The sequence below is a fragment of the Gordonia sp. (in: high G+C Gram-positive bacteria) genome, from assembly GCF_049299075.1.
Taxonomy (GTDB): Bacteria; Actinomycetota; Actinomycetes; order Mycobacteriales; family Mycobacteriaceae; genus Gordonia.
This window is the reverse complement of the sequence record NZ_JBAQWU010000514.1, coordinates 1-14,847: the sequence shown is the minus strand read 5'-3', so window position 1 is coordinate 14,847 and position 14,847 is coordinate 1. Positions and strand designations below refer to the sequence as shown.

Genomic DNA, 14,847 nt, shown 5'->3' with positions numbered 1-14,847 from the left:
CGGCGAGCACTGTGCTGGCGCCGATGGCCGGGAAGGTGATCCACTGCGGCGACAGCGGGGCCGGGCAGGCGGCGAAAGTCTGCAACAACATGCTGCTGGCCGTCCAACAGATCGCCGTCGGCGAGGCCTTTGTCCTGGCCGAGAAGCTGGGTCTGTCCGCGCAGTCGCTGTACGACGTGGTGACCGGGGCGACGGGCAACTGCTGGGCCATCGAGACCAACTGCCCGGTCCCCGGACCCGCTCCGGCCTCGCCGGCCAACAACGGCTTCGCGCCCGGTTTCGCCACCGCCCTGATGAACAAGGACCTCGGCCTGGCGATGGATGCGGTCGCCGCCACCGAATCCAGCGCACCGCTCGGCAGCCATGCCGCCGCGCTCTACGCCGAGTTCGCGAAGGACCATGGCGCACAGGACTTTTCGGCCATCATCGCGACGCTCCGCTAGCCGAGTTCGCGTTTGAGGATCTTTCCCGAGGCATTGCGCGGGAAGACCGTCACGAACTCGATGCTGCGCGGGCGTTTGAAGTTCGCGAGGTACGTCTCGGCGTAGGCGGCGATGTCGTCGGCGGTGACCGCGTCGTCGTCGACCCGGGTGACAAAAGCCTTGCCCACCTCGCCGAGCCGATCATCGGACAGGCCGATGACGGCCACCTCGGTGACGCCGGGAACGCGCATCAGGACCTGCTCGACCTCCGCCGGGTACACGTTGAATCCGCCGCAGATGTACATGTCTTTGAGACGGTCGGTGATGGTCAGGTTGCCGCGCTCGTCGAGGGTGCCCACATCGCCGGTGTGCAGCCAGCCGTCGGCGTCGATGGTCTCGGCGGTGGCGTCCGGATCGTTGAGGTAGCCGCGCATCACCATGGCGCCGCGGGTCAGCACCTCACCGTTGGCGCCGAGGCGCACCTCCATACCGTCGAACGCACGCCCGCAGGTGGTGGCGACGGTGAGGGCATCGTCGTCGGATGTGCAGGTGGTGATGAAGCCGCTGGTCTCGGTCTGCCCGTAGGCGGTGATTACCGTGGGCACGCCCAACTCGGACTGCAGACGCTCGATTAGGACCACCGGCACGACGGTGGCGCCGGTGACGATCAGGCGGAGGCTGCGCAGATCGTCGGGGCCGCGGTCGGGGTCGTCGAGGATGGTCTGAAAGATCGTCGGCGCACCGGGGAAGACCGAAATCTGTTGGGCGGCAAGCATTTTCCGGGCTTCGACCGGTGAGTAGACGGCGAGCGGGAACATCGCCGTGCCGAACAGCACGCACGGCAGGATGCCCGCTTTGTAGCCGAAGGTGTGGAAGTACGGGTTCGCCATCAGGTAGCGGTCGTCGGGGGTGAGGCCGCCGTTCGCGCCCCAGGCGTGCGCGCCGGTCACGCTGTGCCGATGCTCGGCGAGCACGCCCTTGGGCGCTCCGGTGGTGCCGGAGGTGAACAGGATGTCGGAGAGGTCGTCGGGCGCGACGTCGCGGGCGCGGCGACGGCCCCGTTCGATGCTCTGCGGGGTGGCGCCGGCCAGGAAGTCGTCCCACATGAGCGGCTCCGCGGTGGTTTCGACGCCCCCGAGGGGAATGCCAATGACGGTGCGGTGCTCGGCAATCGGAGAAGCGAGCACCTCGGCGAGGCGATCGAGGCCAGCGAACTCGTCAGCGGCCACCACCACCAGGGCCCCGGAGCGGTCGATGATGTCGCTGGCCTCGGCGACGGTGTAGCGGGTGTTCAAGGGCACCAGGACCGCGCCGGCGCAGTGCGTGCCCAGGGCGGCGATCGGCCAATGCCAGCTGTTGGGTGCCCAGATCGCGACGCGATCACCCGGTTCGACGCCCAACTCGGCCAGCGCCCCGGCGAAGATCTCCACCTGCTCGGCCAGCTGTCCCCATGTCAGCTCGATCTCGGTGCCCCACTGGTGGTCGTGCACGGCGAGGCGGTCCGGCCACTGCTCGCGTGCGCGGTGCAGGGCGGCCGGGGTGGTGAGCGGACTGGGCAGCATGATCAAAACCTAGCAAATGCTTGGTAGGTTAGGGTGATGGATATGACCGACCGACACGGCTCCGCGAGTGAGCTCGCCGACCGCGGCCTAGATCTGGGGGCCTGGGCGGCATCGACTGCGGACGCCAGTGCCGTCTTCGCGGCCGCGGTGCGCGACTGGCTTACCGAGAACCTGACCGGGCGCTTCGCCGAGTTGCGCGGCCGCGGGGGCCCAGGCAGTGAGCACGAGTTCTTTGCCGAACGCCTGGAGTGGGATCGCCACCTCGCTGCTGCCGGCTGGACCTGTCTGGGCTGGCCCGTGGAGCACGGCGGCCGGGGAGCCACCATTGAACAGCGGATCATCTTCCACGCCGAGTATGCGCGGGCCAACGCCCCGGCGCGGGTGAATCACCTGGGTGAGGAACTGCTCGGCCCAACGCTGATCGCCTACGGCACCCCCGAACAGCAGGCCCGCTTTCTGCCGCACATCGTCGACGTCACCGAACTGTGGGCGCAGGGTTACTCCGAACCTGGAGCGGGCAGCGATCTAGCTGCCGTCGCCACCTCGGCCGCCGCACGCGACGGACAATGGGTGATCAACGGGCAAAAGATCTGGACCTCTCTCGCGCACCTGTCGCAGTGGGCCTTCGTCATCGCGCGCACCGACCCGTCGGGCAGTCGCCACCACGGCCTCAGCTTTCTGCTGGTGCCGCTCGACCAGCCGGGTATCACTATCCGACCGATCCAGCAGATCACCGGCACCAGCGAGTTTAATGAGGTCTTCTTCGACGACGCAGTGACCGACGCCGACCTGATCGTCGGCGCGCCGGGCGACGGCTGGAAGGTGGCCATGGGGCTGCTCCAGTTTGAACGCGGTGTCTCCACCCTCGGCCAGCAAGTCGGCTTCGCGCGCGAGCTCGACGACATCGTCGACCTGGCGAAAAGCAATGGGGCACTTGACGATCCGGAGATCGCGAGCCGGCTGCGCCGGGCTCGCGTCGGACTGATGGTGATGGAAGCCAATGCCCGGCGCACCCTCGCCGGCGATATCGTCTCGCAAGCCGGCGCCGCCTCAGTGGCCAAACTGCTGTGGGCCAACTGGCACCGTGACCTCGGGCAGCTGGCCGCCGACGTGGTCGGTGCGCCCATCCTGCTCGGCCCCGGCTACACCAGCGAGGGACGCCGCAACGACCTCGCCGACCCCGAACACGTCGAACTCGACGAATGGCAGCGGCTGCTGCTGTTCACCCGGTCGGACACCATTTACGGCGGCTCCAATGAGGTGCAGCGCAACATCATCGCCGAGCGAGTGCTCGGCCTTCCCCGAGAGGCTCGCGCATGAGCGTTTCCGATCGTCCCGTCTCCCCGCTTGCCACGCCGCCAGCGGAGGTTCCCGGGCACAATTTGTTCGCTGGCCGCAAGGCCGTCGTGACCGCCGCGGCCGGCACCGGAATCGGTTTCGCCACCGCCCGCAGGCTCCTGCTAGAAGGCGCCGACGTGGTGATCTCGGACTTCCACGAGCGCCGGCTCCGGGAGACCCGCGAAGCGCTGGAAGCCGAGTTCGGACCGCAGCGGGTCCTCGCCGTCGTCTGTGACGTCTCCAGCACCGAACAGGTCAACCGGCTGATCGCCGAATCGGCTGAACTCCTCGGCCGGATCGACGTGCTGGTGAACAACGCCGGCCTCGGTGGCGAGAACCTCCTGACCGAGATGACCGACGACGAGTGGGACCGCGTCCTGGACATCACCTTGAACAGCACCTTCCGCGCCACTCGCGCGGCGCTGCGGTACTTCCGCGAGGCCGACCACGGCGGGGTGATCGTCAACAACGCCTCGGTCCTGGGGTGGCGCGCCCAGCGCGGGCAGGCACACTACGCCGCCGCCAAGGCTGGGGTGATGGCGCTGACCCGGTGTGCGGCCGTCGAGGCCGCCGATTTCGGCGTCCGCATCAATGCGGTCGCGCCGTCCATCGCCCGTCACCCGTTCCTGGCGAAGGTCACCAGCGACGAACTGCTCGACGAGCTCGCCGAGCGCGAAGCGTACGGTCGCGCCGCAGAGGTCTGGGAGATCGCCGCGACCATCGCCATGCTGGCCTCGGACTACACCACCTACCTGACTGGCGAGGTGGTCTCCATCTCCAGCCAGCGCGCCTAAGGAGAACACCCTCATGTCCAACCCCCAGGCCTACATCGTCGACGCTGTCCGCACCCCGGTCGGCAAGCGCAACGGCTCGCTCGCCAAGGTCCATCCGGCCGATTTGGGCGCCCATGTGATCGGCGCGATCGTCGAGCGCACCGGCATCGACCCGGAGGTGGTCGACGATGTGATCTTCGGCTGCGTCGATGCCATCGGCCCGCAGGCTGGCAACATCGCCCGCACCGCGTGGCTCGCGGCGGGCATGCCGCTTGGCGTGCCGGGGACCACCGTCGACCGGCAGTGCGGCTCCAGTCAGCAGGCGATCCACTTCGCGGCGCAGGCGGTGATGAGCGGCACTCAGGACGTTGTCGTGGCTGGCGGCGTACAGAACATGAGCGCCATCCCGATCAGTCAGGCGATGATCGCCGGGCAGGAGTTCGGTTTCAGCACCCCGTTCGCCGAGTCGACGGGCTGGCACCAGCGCTTCGGCGACGCTGAGGTCAGCCAGTTTGTCGGTGCCAACATGATGGCCCAGCGCTGGGGAATCGGGCGACGCGAGATGGAGGAGTGGGCCCTGGGCAGTCACGAGCGGGCGCGGGCGGCGATCGCCGCGGGTCGCTTCGACAGCGAGTACGTCCCGCTCGGTGACTGTGTGGTGGACGAGACCCCGCGTGCGACGAGCCTGGAGAAGATGGCCTCCCTCGATGTGCTGTTGGAGGGTTCGGAGCTCACCGCGGCCATGGCCTCGCAGATCTGCGACGGCGCCGCGGCCACCCTGGTGGTCTCCGCTGACGCACTGGCGCGCTACGGACTGACTCCGCGTGCGCGGATCCACCATATGAGCGTCCGCGGCGACGACCCGGTGATGATGCTGTCGGCGCCCATCCCGGCCACCAAGTACGCGCTGGACAAAGCGGGGATGTCCATCGACGAGATCGACGTGGTGGAGATCAACGAGGCTTTTGCGCCGGTGGTGCTGGCCTGGCTCAAGGAGACCGGCGCCGATCCGGCCAAGGTGAATCCGAACGGCGGCGGCATCGCGCTCGGACATCCGCTCGGTGCGACCGGCGCCAAACTGTTTGCGACGCTGCTCAACGAGCTCGAGCGCACCGGGGGCCGCTACGGTCTGCAGACCATGTGCGAGGGCGGCGGGACCGCGAATGTGACGATCATCGAGCGCCTCGACTCCGCGCCGTAAGGGCACTTATGTGACGCGGCTCATGGGTCGCGCTACGATATGAGACACGGGTACGCGTGGTGTCTCATGCGGCCGATTTTCGATCAGCACTGGTTTCGACCAGTACTGATTTTCTATTAGCACCGGGAAGTGTGGAGGCTCGAATGACCAAGCCGGCAGAAGTAAGCGTGCGCCCCGGAGACAAGGTCTCCGCCGATTCGCACTCGTTGAATGAACTGCTCGAGATCCAGCAGGCCGCCTTCATTCGGGACGGCATTCCCGATGCTAAGACCCGTATCGACCGGATCAACCGGCTCGGTCAGCTCCTGCTCGACAACGAGGCGGAGATCTGCGCGGCGCTCAATGCCGACTTCGGCACCCGTCCGCGTGATGTCTCGGTCGCCGCCGATATTGCCGGCAGCATGATCGACCTCACCCATCAGCGCCGCCATGTGGCCGAGTGGATGGAGGAAACCAATGTCGCCAAGCTTCAGGGTTTGCTCGGCTTCAAGCAGCGGCTGCGCCACGATCCGCTTGGCGTCGTCGGCGTCATGGGTCCGTGGAACTTCCCGCTGAACTTGACCTTTGTGCCGGCCGGCTCAGCATTCGCGGCCGGTAATCGCGTGTTGATGCGGCCGTCGTCGATCACCAAGACGACCACCGAGCTGATCGCCCGCCTGGCCCCCGACTACTTCAGCATCGAAGAGTTGGCCGTGGTGACCAGTGCCCACGGCAACGGCAGCGACTTCGCCAAGCTGCCGGTGGACCACATGTTCTTCACCGGCTCGCCCGAGGTCGGCGCCTCGGTGGCGCAGGAAGCGGCCAAGAACCTGGTGCCGGTCACCCTGGAACTCGGTGGCAAGAACCCGGCCATCGTCGACCTGGACACTGACATCACCGAGGCCGCGAACTTCCTGGCCGACGCCCGGATGATTAACGGCGGCCAGGTCTGCCTCTGCCCGGACTATGTCTTCGTGCCGGAGAGCAAAGTGGGCGAGTTTGTCGAGAAGGTCATCGCGCGCTGGACCGCGAACTACCCGACCATCGCGGAGAACTCGCAATACACCTCGACCATCAACGCGAAGAACTTCAACCGGATCGTCGGACTGATCGACGATGCGGTCGAGCTCGGTGCCACCAAACAGCAGGTGATTCCGGCCGGCGAGGTGCTTCCGGATGCGGACGCGCGCAAGATTCCGCCGACGGTCTTGACCGGGGTGAAGGCTGGCATGAAGATCGAGGAGGACGAGGTCTTCGGTCCGGTACTCACCGTGTACCCGTACCGAAATCAGTCCGAGGCGATCGACAAGATCAATTCGGCGGGTCATCCATTGACCATGTACTGGGTCGGTGACGACAATGCGCGGCTGGCTCACCTGGCCGACCACACCCGCAGCGGATCGATCAGCGGCAACGACTTTGCGTTGCACCTGGTCTCGGGCGGTCTGCCGTTCGGCGGCGTCGGTCGTTCGGGCATGGGCAATTACCACGGTCGGTTCGGCTTCGAGACCTTCAGCCACGCTCGCGCGGTGACGGTGTCGAGTCTGCCGCTGAGCTTCGCCGAGTCCATGTCGGCACCGTTCACCAAGAAGGACGTTCGGGCGACCAATATGCAGGTCAAGCTGTGGAAGTTCCTGAACGGGCGGGCCGCGCGTAAATCCGCACGCTGAACAGCGCAGCGGCGCACCGGTGACGTCGCACCCACCCAACCAAGCACTTGCTAGGGTGGGTGGGGCACGGCAACGGTGAAGAGGTGTGATGACAGCGAAATCGACGGTGCGGCGAGGCGTGAGCCCCGACGGGATGTCCCGGCGTGATCAGCTGCTCGGTATCGCCGGGGCACTCTTCGCCGACCGGGGTCTGCGCTCGACCACGGTGCGCGATATCGCCGACACCGCCGGCATCCTTTCGGGGAGTCTGTACCACCACTTTGATTCCAAAGAGGCGATGGTCGACGAGCTGCTGCGCGGGTTCCTCGACGAGTTGTTCACCCGCTACCGGGAGATCGCCTCGGCGGGACTGAGTGCGGCGGAAACCCTGCGGCAGTTGGTGATCGCCTCGTTCGAGTCGATCGATGCACACCACACCTCCGTAGCGATCTATCAGAACGAGGCCCGACAGCTGGCCGACCAAGAACGGTTCGCCTATATCGGCGAGCGCAACACCGAGTTCCGGGACCTCTGGGAGTCGGTGCTGCGCCGCGGCGTCGACGACGGCGAGTTCCGCGCCGATCTGGACGTGGAGCTGGTCTATCGCTTTCTCCGGGACACCGTGTGGGTGGCGGTGCGCTGGTATCGGCCGGGCGGCCCGATGCCGGTCGACGAGGTGGCCGATCAGTACCTGACGGTGGTGCTCGACGGCCTGCTTCCGCGCTGACCGGAGGCTCGGTGCGCGGAGGCGGTCACGGTGAACTTCGAGTTTCGGGCGATCTGCCGGGTCGGTCCGACCACTCGCGCCAGCACCGGGCGGTACTGCAGGTGTGAGTTCCACACGCACCACAGTTCACCGCCGGGCCGTAGCGCCCGAGCCGCCTCGGCGAAGAGATGTTCGGCGATCCCGCTGCTCAGCGCGGTATCACTGTGGAACGGTGGATTGAGCAGGACCAGTTCTTGAGAGCCGTCAGCCATCGTTTCCAGACCGTCCGCCCGGATCACGTTCACGCGATCAGCGACGCCGTTGGCCGCAGCGGTCGCCCGGGCCGAGGCGACAGCCAAGGCAGATCGGTCGGTGGCGATGACGGTCAATCCCGGCCGTGCTTTGGCCAGTGCCGCGGCGAGCACGCCGGAGCCACACGCCAGGTCGACGGCCGTCGCCGCGGCAGGCAGCTGATCGCATTGCGCCAGCAGTAGTCGGGTGCCGTTGTCGATGGACGATCCAGCGAATACTCCGCCGTGCGTGACGAGCGTGAGGTCGACGTCGTCGAACTGCTGGCGGTGGGGCCACGCGGCGAGGGCGGTCGCGGCGTCGTCGGGTCGTGGGCCGCTGGCGATCAGCACGCGTGACTTCTGCCGAGCATGCGTCACGTCGACGCGATCGAAGACACTGCGAAGGACGTCGTTCATTCGCGGCGTCATGTGCTTGATGCGGCCGCCGGCGAAGACCCGGACGCGCGGGTCGGCGTGCGCGGCGATCAGTGCCGCGGTCTGCGCCAGCCGCTCCAGGGATCGGGGTAGGCGGAGCAGGACCGTCGTGGCACCGGTGAGGAGGTCGGCGTCGAAGCCGAGCTGCCGGAACCGTGCGTCGGGGACGAGGTGTTCGGCGTTGGCGGCTAGCGCCCGTTCGCCGGTGAGTGGATCTTGATGCACCCGCAGGTCGGTGGCCCCGAGCTCAGCGGCGCCGAGGGTGAGTGCGCCGTAGGCATCGTCGATAACCACGACGGTGCCGGGCGCGGCATCGGCTATCGCCGCGGCGGCCTCGTCGAGCAGCAGTCGGTCGGCGGCATCGGCGGCGGTCAGCCCAGTGCCGTCGATGTCGGGGAAGCGCCGCAGCGCCGAAAAGTCCAGTTGGGGTTGGTCCACGGAAGCTGAGCCTACGCGGCAGTAGACTGGTGGCATTGTGACTGACTCTTTTCGGCGAGGACTGGCTGCGGCGTGGTGCGCCGCCGCGGTGGCCGTCGGGGCGCTGGCCCTCGGCGGCTGTACCACTGACGGCCACGCCACCAAAGCGGCGCACTCGGCTGCGGCCGCGGCGCCGAGTTCGGCCCAGGCCAGGTCGTCGGCCACGTTGTCGGCCGCTGCCGAATCGTCACAGTCGGCCCCTTCGGTCGGCTCCCACTCAACCGAGTCACCCTCGAGTGCCGACGTTTCGGAGTCGTCGTCGTCCGGGGTGGCCGCCCGCGCGTGGAGCATGACCTGCAGCGACTACCAGGAGTTGACGCCCGACGAGAAGAAGCAGGTCACGGCCGAATTCGGGCGGCGCCTGAACAAGAAGGAACTGCGCGAGGGTGATCGCTCGTGGGCGATCGTCGCCGCATCCTGTAGCGCCGGGCTAGTCCGGGACAGCCAAGGAGTCACCGACAGTCAGTGATCGAGGCCGGACAGCGACGTCAGCCGCGCGTGCGCCTGAGTCATCACCGACTGGATCAGCTCGTCGCAGCTGGGCAGATCGTCGATCATGCCGACCACCTGACCGGAGGCGAGGACTCCCGCCTCGGTGTTGCCGTCGACCAGTCCGGCTTTGAGCAGCATGGGGGTGTTGCCAGCCATGATGATCTGCTGCCAGGTGCGTTCCCCCTGCTTTTTCATGGTGCGACCGTCGCGCAGCATGGTGCTCCAGTGCATGCCGGTCATCTGCTTGAACTCGTTGGCGTTGCGCGCTGCGGCGAGGAGCGCTGTGGCGCGGGAGCCGCTCTCCAGCGCATCCACCAGCGCAGTGCGCAACACCCGGTGTGGCATGCCGTCGACCTTGGTGGAGACCACGGTGTCGGCCAGTCCGCGTTGCAGGTACTCGCGCTTGACGCTGTCGGGGACCGCGGAGTCAGAAGTCAGCAGAAAACGGGTGCCCATCGCGATGCCGTCGGCGCCGTAGGCCAGCGCGGCCACCAACCCGCGGCCATCGAAGAAGCCGCCGGCGGCGATCACCGGAATCGAGGTCTGACCGTCGCGGCCGCCGAGGGCGTCGATCACCGACGGCAGCAGCAGGGAGGTGGCGACCGGGCCAGTGTGCCCGCCGCCTTCGCCGCCCTGCACGATCACCGCGTCGGCGCCCCAGGAGGCCACCTTGACGGCGTGCTTGGCTGCGCCGATGGACGGAATCACCACCGCCCCGGCATTCTTCAGCTTCTCGATCAGCTCGGGCTTGGGGGCGAGGGCGAACGAGGCGACCTTGACTCCCTCGCGGATCATCAGATCGACGCGCTCGGCGGCGTCGGTGGCGTCGGCCCGCAAGTTCACGCCGAACGGCTTGTCGGTGAGCGTCTTGGTTCTGGCGATCGCGGTTTCAAGCTCGGCGAAAGTCATCGTCGCCGAGGCCAGGATGCCTAGACCGCCGGCGTTCGCGGTGGCCGCGGTGAGCGACGGTCCCGAGACCCAGCCCATCCCGGTCTGCACAATCGGATAGTCGACGCCGACGAGTTCAGTGAACCGGGTGGCGATGGGGGCAGCGGTCATGACCGCACCTCGCGGTTCCGGACGCCCTTGGGGTCGAGCACCTCCCGGATGATCGCCAACTGCTCGTCGGTCGGGGCGGTGGTCACCGGAGCGGTGGCTAGATCGGCGATCGGGAAGCCGGTGTTCTCGGCGACCTGCTCGGCGGTGACTCCCGGATGCAGGGACAGCGCCCGCATGGTGTGCTCGGGGCCGCCGAAGTCGAAGACGCCCAGATCGGTAACCACCCGGTGGATGTTCAGGTGGTCGTAGGCGGGATTCGCCGGATCGACCTTGTCAAAGCCCACGCCGCTGACGATGTCGACCGAGTCGCCGAAGACGCGGGCGCTGTGCCGCGGCACCCAGTAGCTGGTCGGATGATTGATGGTGTTGCCCGGGGCGCCTCGCACGCCGAACATCTGGCGCTTCGGGTGCTGCAACGGACCGAAGGCCGACAGGTTCTGGTTACCGTGCCGATCAATCTGGTTGGCGCCCATCACCACGTGCCTGCGACCCGAGGCGACGACGTCGAAGACCTTCGGGAACGGCATCCAGCCTTCGATGGCTCCGGTCTTCCCGATCGCCGGGGTGTCGGCCAGGATCAGCGACTCGCCGTCGGTGATCAGCAGATCCGGTTCGGTGGTCAGTCGCGCCAACCGGGCACCGAGCAGCGGCACGGGGGCCATCGGCGAGGCCATGATCTCGCCGGCGCCGGTAAAGATGTCGGCGCATGCGACGACACAGTATTCGGCTCGGGTCACATCCACAGTGCTGGTCATTTGGTGCTCTCGGCTTCCTGCTCGGCGTGCCACTTGACGACTTCTTGCTGGTAGGCGTCCTCGTCGACGTGGAGGAAGCGTTCGGTGAACGCCGCCCACTGCGCCTCGTCGCCGGCGGACGCGACGTAGAACTTCTGGAATGCCTCATCGCGCGGGTACTCGCCGGCGAAGGTGAAATGCGCGCCATTGGGTGCGTGCACCACGCGGTCGACGTTCATCCGGTTGATCACCATGCGTTGCACCGGGACGGTCTCGACCAGCTCAGCGGTGGTGACCACGCGGTCGGCCTCCAGGTAGCGGCGGTCGGCGGCAGCCAGGAACAGATCGTCGAAGTAGGGGTCGACACCGGTGTACGCGGCATTGCCGTGTACGTCGGCGATGTCCAGGTGGACAAAGGCGGCGTCCAGCTTCAGTGCGGGCATGGCGACCAAAGTCTGGGTGCGGCCGTCGTCGTCCGGGTAGGGCGACTGCACGGTTTTGAGTTCACCCTCCCAGAAGGTCAGGACGTCGGAACCGAGGCCGGCGCGGATCGGCAGGAAGGGGAGTCGAGCGGCGGCGGCTTCCAGGCCGCACTTGACCATGCCCTCGTCCATCTCGCGGGATTCGATCTGGCCGGTGGTGCGGGCGGTGGCGAACCACGGGTCGTAGAACGGTGCCGAGTCCAGGGAGACGAAGCCGTAGTAGGCGCGCTTCACCTTCCCCGCCGCGCACAGCAGCCCGATGTCGGCGCCGCCGTAGGCCACGACGGTGAGGTCTTTGAGGTTCGAGCGGGCCAAGGCGCGCACCAGGGCCATCGGCTTGCGCCGCCCGCCCCAGCCGCCGATGCCGATCGTCATCCCGTCGGCCAGCTCGCCGATCACCTCGTCGAGTGAGCTCGTCTTATCGCGCGCCATATCAGCGCTCTCCCTTCGGCTTGCCGGTTTCGACAAAGGCGTCGCGGTGTTCGTCGGCGACGCCCTTGAGATTGAGTTCGTAGGTGTACCGCTGTTCCAGCAGGTAGCTGGTCTTCACATCGACCGGGTCGATGTTGTTGATGGCGGCCTTGGCCGCCCGGATCACCCGGGTGTCTTTGGTTGCGATCTTGCGGGCGACGTCGAGGGCGGCGTCCAGGAGCTGATCGGTCGGCACCACGCGGTACACCGAACCGAAGTGCTCAAGTTTCTCGGCGGTGATGTTCTGCGCGGTGAAGTACAGGGTGCGCATCATGTGCGTCGGGACCAGCCGGGCCAGGTGGGTGGCCGCGCCGAGCGCGCCGCGATCGACTTCGGGAAGTCCGAAGACCGCGCCCTCGGAGGCCACGATCACATCGGCGTTGCCGACGAGACCGATGCCGCCGCCGACGCAGAAGCCGTTCACGGCGGCGATCACCGGGACGGCGCAGTCGTAGACCGCGGAGAAGGCGGCCGCGCACCCGAGGTTCGCATCGACCAGCGCGTCGAAGCCCGTGGTCGCCTGCATCTCTTTGATGTCGACGCCGGCGTTGAAGCCGCGGCCAGCAGCGGCCAGGATCACGACGTGCGTGCTCGGGTCCGCACCCGCGGTCAGGATCGTGTCGGCGAGCTCGAACCAGGCGGCGCTGGGGAGCGCGTTGACCGGGGGATAGTCGACCGTGACGACGACGATGCCGTCTTCTGGCCGGTCCGTGGTGATCGGCATGTGAGGTGGGCTCCTTCCGGGGCGCCAAAGCTGCCCAAGCAAATGCTTGGTTGTTTGGTACGGTAGCACCATGACAGATTCGACGCACCCGAGCGCCCTGGGACTGACAGGCAAAATCGTCCTGGTCACCGGTGGTGTTCGGGGCGTGGGCGCGGGAATCGCGCAAGTCCTCGCTGACCTGGGGGCCCTTCCCGTGGTCTGCGCCCGACGGCCCGGTGAGGGCCACGTCGGCGAGTTCCTGGCCTGTGATGTCCGGGACTCCGACGCGGTCGCGGCGATGGTCGCGCAGATTGTGCAGCGGCACGGCAGAATCGACGGCGTCGTGAACAACGCTGGCGGCGCCCCCTTCGCGCTGGCCGCCGATGCGTCGGACAACTTCTCCGCGAAGATCGTCGGGTTGAATCTGCTCGCTCCGCTGACCGTGGCGCGCGCCGCGCACGCGGTGATGGCGACGCAAGACGGCGGCGGCGCCATCGTCAACGTGTCCAGCGTCAGTGGTCACCGGCCCTCGCCGGGCACCGCGGCCTATGGGGCCGCCAAGGCGGGCCTGGACAATCTCACGGAGTCGTTGGCCGTGGAGTGGGCACCTCGTATTCGGGTGAACTCCGTGGTCTGCGGGCCGGTGGAGACCGAGTCGGCGCACCTGCACTTCGGCGACGACGCGGGGATCGCCGCTGTCGGTGCCACCATCCCGATGGGCCGTATGGCGCGGCCCGCCGATATCGGCAATGCGGTGGCCTTCCTGCTCTCGCCCCTGGCCGAGTACATCACCGGATCCACGTTGACCGTGCACGGCGGTGGCGAGAAGCCAGCCTTCCTCGACGCCGCCAACGCCGGCAATGACGTCTGAACTGAACCCTGGAAGAAAGTGAAAACCCTTGAGCGATAACGGAAATGCAGGCCGTGTAGTCATCGTCACCGGTGCCGGACAGGGTATCGGCCGCGAGCATGCGCTCGCCTTTGCCGCCGACGGGGCGGCAGTGGTGGTCAACGACTACGACGCCGATTCCGCCGCCGCCGTGGCCGCCGAGATCCGGGCCGCTGGCGGGCGCGCCGTCGCCGCGCCTGGCGATGTCGCCGATTGGGCGACCGGTGAGCAGATCCTGGCGACGGCGATCGCCGAGTTCGGCGGCCTCGATGTGCTGGTGAACAACGCCGGTTTCGTCCGCGACCGGATGCTGATCTCCCTCTCCGAGGATGAGTGGGATTCGGTGGTGCGGGTGCACCTGAAGGGGCACTTCGTGCTCCTCCGGCACGCCGGTGCCTACTGGCGAGCACAGGCCAAGGCCGGCGCGCAGCGGCAGGCGAGGATCGTCAACACGTCCTCGGGAGCCGGGATCTTCGGTTCGGTGGGCCAGGGCAACTATGCCGCCGCGAAGGCCGCCATCGCCGAGCTCACCATTCAGGCCGCCGCCGAACTCGGCGGCTACGGAGTGACGGTGAATGCGATCGCTCCGGCCGCCCGCACGCAGATGACGATGGGGGCCGGCGAGGCGATGGCCGACCAGATGGCCGCGCCGGCCGACGGGTCGTTCGATGCGATGGACCCGGCGAATATTTCGCCGCTGGTGGTGTGGCTGGGATCGCCGGCATCGGCGGACGTGACCGGCCGGGTCTTCGAGGTGGAAGGCGGCCGGGTCACCGTGTTGGACGGCTGGCAGCGCGCCGAATCGGCCGATAAGGGCGCCCGCTGGGAGCCTGCGGAGCTCGGGCCCGTCGTCGCCGATCTGATTGCTCGGTCCCCGCAACAGGTCAAGCCCTATGGCGCTCGATGACCAGCAGAAGGTAGCGGTAGCACGCGCCTACGTCGACGCCCTGGTCTCGCACGATCCAGCCCACGTAGAACTGGCGCAGGACTGCACCCGGCGCGAAGTGGGCGTACGTACCGGCCGCAACGGCCGGCACATCGCGCGCAGTCTGGCGCGCGGGCCGCAGTTCCGGCTGATCCACGCGGTCAGCGACTTCACGGCGACGGTGGACGGCAGTCGCGTGCAGACCAGCTACCTGGTGCATGTGCGGCCTACAACGCTGGGTCTGGCCGCCCGTGTGACCG

Annotated in this window: 16 protein-coding genes; 10 read left to right on the top strand and 6 right to left on the bottom strand. The window is 67.6% G+C overall.

Translation table 11 applies throughout. From position 1 onward, the window contains the following. On the top strand, window positions 1-443 hold a 443-nt coding region (locus tag WAW85_RS16310), incomplete at its 5' end, for an NAD-binding protein (protein ID WP_422560635.1). Here WAW85_RS16310 and WAW85_RS16305 read toward each other — a convergent pair. After that, window positions 440-1,984 carry a FadD3 family acyl-CoA ligase gene (locus WAW85_RS16305; RefSeq protein ID WP_422560634.1) on the bottom strand — a complete coding sequence of 515 codons (1,545 nt, stop codon included), beginning with the start codon at window positions 1,982-1,984 and terminating at the stop codon, window positions 440-442. The two genes, WAW85_RS16310 and WAW85_RS16305, sit on opposite strands and share 4 nt — an antisense overlap. A gap of 42 nt (window positions 1,985-2,026) precedes the next feature. Here WAW85_RS16305 and WAW85_RS16300 point away from each other — a divergent pair, with 42 nt between their 5' ends. The 5 genes from WAW85_RS16300 to WAW85_RS16280 all read left to right on the top strand — a co-directional run bounded on the left by WAW85_RS16300 (window position 2,027) and on the right by WAW85_RS16280 (window position 7,651). Beyond that, the gene (locus WAW85_RS16300) at window positions 2,027-3,304 is read left to right on the top strand and encodes an acyl-CoA dehydrogenase family protein (RefSeq protein ID WP_422560633.1); all 1,278 of its coding nucleotides are present in this window, start codon (window positions 2,027-2,029) and stop codon (window positions 3,302-3,304) included. Beyond that, window positions 3,301-4,116, top strand: a complete 816-nt coding sequence (locus tag WAW85_RS16295) for an SDR family oxidoreductase (RefSeq protein ID WP_422560632.1) — start codon at window positions 3,301-3,303, stop codon at window positions 4,114-4,116. The genes WAW85_RS16300 and WAW85_RS16295 overlap by 4 nt, the downstream gene beginning before the upstream one ends. Before the next feature lie 13 nt (window positions 4,117-4,129). After that, window positions 4,130-5,296 carry an acetyl-CoA C-acetyltransferase gene (locus WAW85_RS16290; RefSeq protein ID WP_422560631.1) on the top strand — a complete coding sequence of 389 codons (1,167 nt, stop codon included), beginning with the start codon at window positions 4,130-4,132 and terminating at the stop codon, window positions 5,294-5,296. A gap of 143 nt (window positions 5,297-5,439) precedes the next feature. Next, window positions 5,440-6,945 (top strand): aldehyde dehydrogenase family protein, encoded by a 1,506-nt coding sequence (locus tag WAW85_RS16285; RefSeq protein WP_422560630.1) that lies wholly within the window; start codon window positions 5,440-5,442, stop codon window positions 6,943-6,945. Between the two features lie 88 nt (window positions 6,946-7,033). Further along, entirely contained in the window at window positions 7,034-7,651 is a 618-nt protein-coding gene (locus WAW85_RS16280) for a TetR/AcrR family transcriptional regulator (protein ID WP_422560629.1), read from the top strand. Here the strand turns inward: WAW85_RS16280 and WAW85_RS16275 are convergent. Then, entirely contained in the window at window positions 7,609-8,793 is a 1,185-nt protein-coding gene (locus WAW85_RS16275; RefSeq protein WP_422560628.1) for a class I SAM-dependent methyltransferase, read from the bottom strand. The genes WAW85_RS16280 and WAW85_RS16275 overlap by 43 nt on opposite strands. A 37-nt stretch (window positions 8,794-8,830) precedes the next feature. On the opposite strand from WAW85_RS16275, the gene WAW85_RS16270 reads away from it, so the two are divergent. After that, window positions 8,831-9,301, top strand: coding sequence for a hypothetical protein (locus WAW85_RS16270; RefSeq protein ID WP_422560627.1), 471 nt, complete (start codon window positions 8,831-8,833; stop codon window positions 9,299-9,301). On the opposite strand, the gene WAW85_RS16265 is transcribed toward WAW85_RS16270, so the two are convergent. The 4 genes from WAW85_RS16265 to WAW85_RS16250 are packed head-to-tail and all read right to left on the bottom strand — an operon-like array spanning window position 9,295 to window position 12,794. After that, the gene (locus WAW85_RS16265; RefSeq protein ID WP_422560626.1) at window positions 9,295-10,383 is read right to left on the bottom strand and encodes an NAD(P)H-dependent flavin oxidoreductase; all 1,089 of its coding nucleotides are present in this window, start codon (window positions 10,381-10,383) and stop codon (window positions 9,295-9,297) included. The genes WAW85_RS16270 and WAW85_RS16265 overlap by 7 nt on opposite strands. Next, entirely contained in the window at window positions 10,380-11,138 is a 759-nt protein-coding gene (locus WAW85_RS16260; RefSeq protein WP_422560625.1) for a CoA-transferase subunit beta, read from the bottom strand. The genes WAW85_RS16265 and WAW85_RS16260 overlap by 4 nt, the downstream gene beginning before the upstream one ends. Continuing rightward, entirely contained in the window at window positions 11,135-12,031 is an 897-nt protein-coding gene (locus tag WAW85_RS16255) for a CoA transferase subunit A (protein WP_422560624.1), read from the bottom strand. The genes WAW85_RS16260 and WAW85_RS16255 overlap by 4 nt, the downstream gene beginning before the upstream one ends. 1 nt (window position 12,032) lies before the next feature. Next, window positions 12,033-12,794, bottom strand: coding sequence for an enoyl-CoA hydratase family protein (locus tag WAW85_RS16250; RefSeq protein WP_422560623.1), 762 nt, complete (start codon window positions 12,792-12,794; stop codon window positions 12,033-12,035). Window positions 12,795-12,864: 70 nt separating this feature from the next. Between WAW85_RS16250 and WAW85_RS16245 the strand changes: the two genes are divergently transcribed. The 3 genes from WAW85_RS16245 to WAW85_RS16235 all read left to right on the top strand — a co-directional run. Further along, window positions 12,865-13,644: an SDR family oxidoreductase gene (locus tag WAW85_RS16245; RefSeq protein WP_422560622.1), complete on the top strand. Its 780-nt coding sequence runs from the start codon at window positions 12,865-12,867 to the stop codon at window positions 13,642-13,644. Window positions 13,645-13,672: 28 nt separating this feature from the next. Continuing rightward, the gene (locus tag WAW85_RS16240; RefSeq protein WP_422560621.1) at window positions 13,673-14,569 is read left to right on the top strand and encodes an SDR family oxidoreductase; all 897 of its coding nucleotides are present in this window, start codon (window positions 13,673-13,675) and stop codon (window positions 14,567-14,569) included. After that, the coding region (locus tag WAW85_RS16235) for a hypothetical protein (protein WP_422560620.1) at window positions 14,556-14,847 on the top strand (292 nt) is incomplete at its 3' end. The genes WAW85_RS16240 and WAW85_RS16235, both read left to right, overlap by 14 nt.

Excerpts from the sequence above, each read along its gene's own strand:
- WAW85_RS16305 (WP_422560634.1), bottom strand. The coding sequence starts at position 1,984 with ATGCTGCCCAGTCCGCTCACCACCCCGGCCGCCCTGCACCGCGCACGC.
- WAW85_RS16300 (WP_422560633.1), top strand. The coding sequence starts at position 2,027 with ATGACCGACCGACACGGCTCCGCGAGTGAGCTCGCCGACCGCGGCCTA.
- WAW85_RS16295 (WP_422560632.1), top strand. The coding sequence starts at position 3,301 with ATGAGCGTTTCCGATCGTCCCGTCTCCCCGCTTGCCACGCCGCCAGCG.
- WAW85_RS16290 (WP_422560631.1), top strand. The coding sequence starts at position 4,130 with ATGTCCAACCCCCAGGCCTACATCGTCGACGCTGTCCGCACCCCGGTC.
- WAW85_RS16285 (WP_422560630.1), top strand. The coding sequence starts at position 5,440 with ATGACCAAGCCGGCAGAAGTAAGCGTGCGCCCCGGAGACAAGGTCTCC.
- WAW85_RS16280 (WP_422560629.1), top strand. The coding sequence starts at position 7,034 with ATGACAGCGAAATCGACGGTGCGGCGAGGCGTGAGCCCCGACGGGATG.
- WAW85_RS16265 (WP_422560626.1), bottom strand. The coding sequence starts at position 10,383 with ATGACCGCTGCCCCCATCGCCACCCGGTTCACTGAACTCGTCGGCGTC.
- WAW85_RS16260 (WP_422560625.1), bottom strand. The coding sequence starts at position 11,138 with ATGACCAGCACTGTGGATGTGACCCGAGCCGAATACTGTGTCGTCGCA.
- WAW85_RS16255 (WP_422560624.1), bottom strand. The coding sequence starts at position 12,031 with ATGGCGCGCGATAAGACGAGCTCACTCGACGAGGTGATCGGCGAGCTG.
- WAW85_RS16250 (WP_422560623.1), bottom strand. The coding sequence starts at position 12,794 with ATGCCGATCACCACGGACCGGCCAGAAGACGGCATCGTCGTCGTCACG.
- WAW85_RS16245 (WP_422560622.1), top strand. The coding sequence starts at position 12,865 with ATGACAGATTCGACGCACCCGAGCGCCCTGGGACTGACAGGCAAAATC.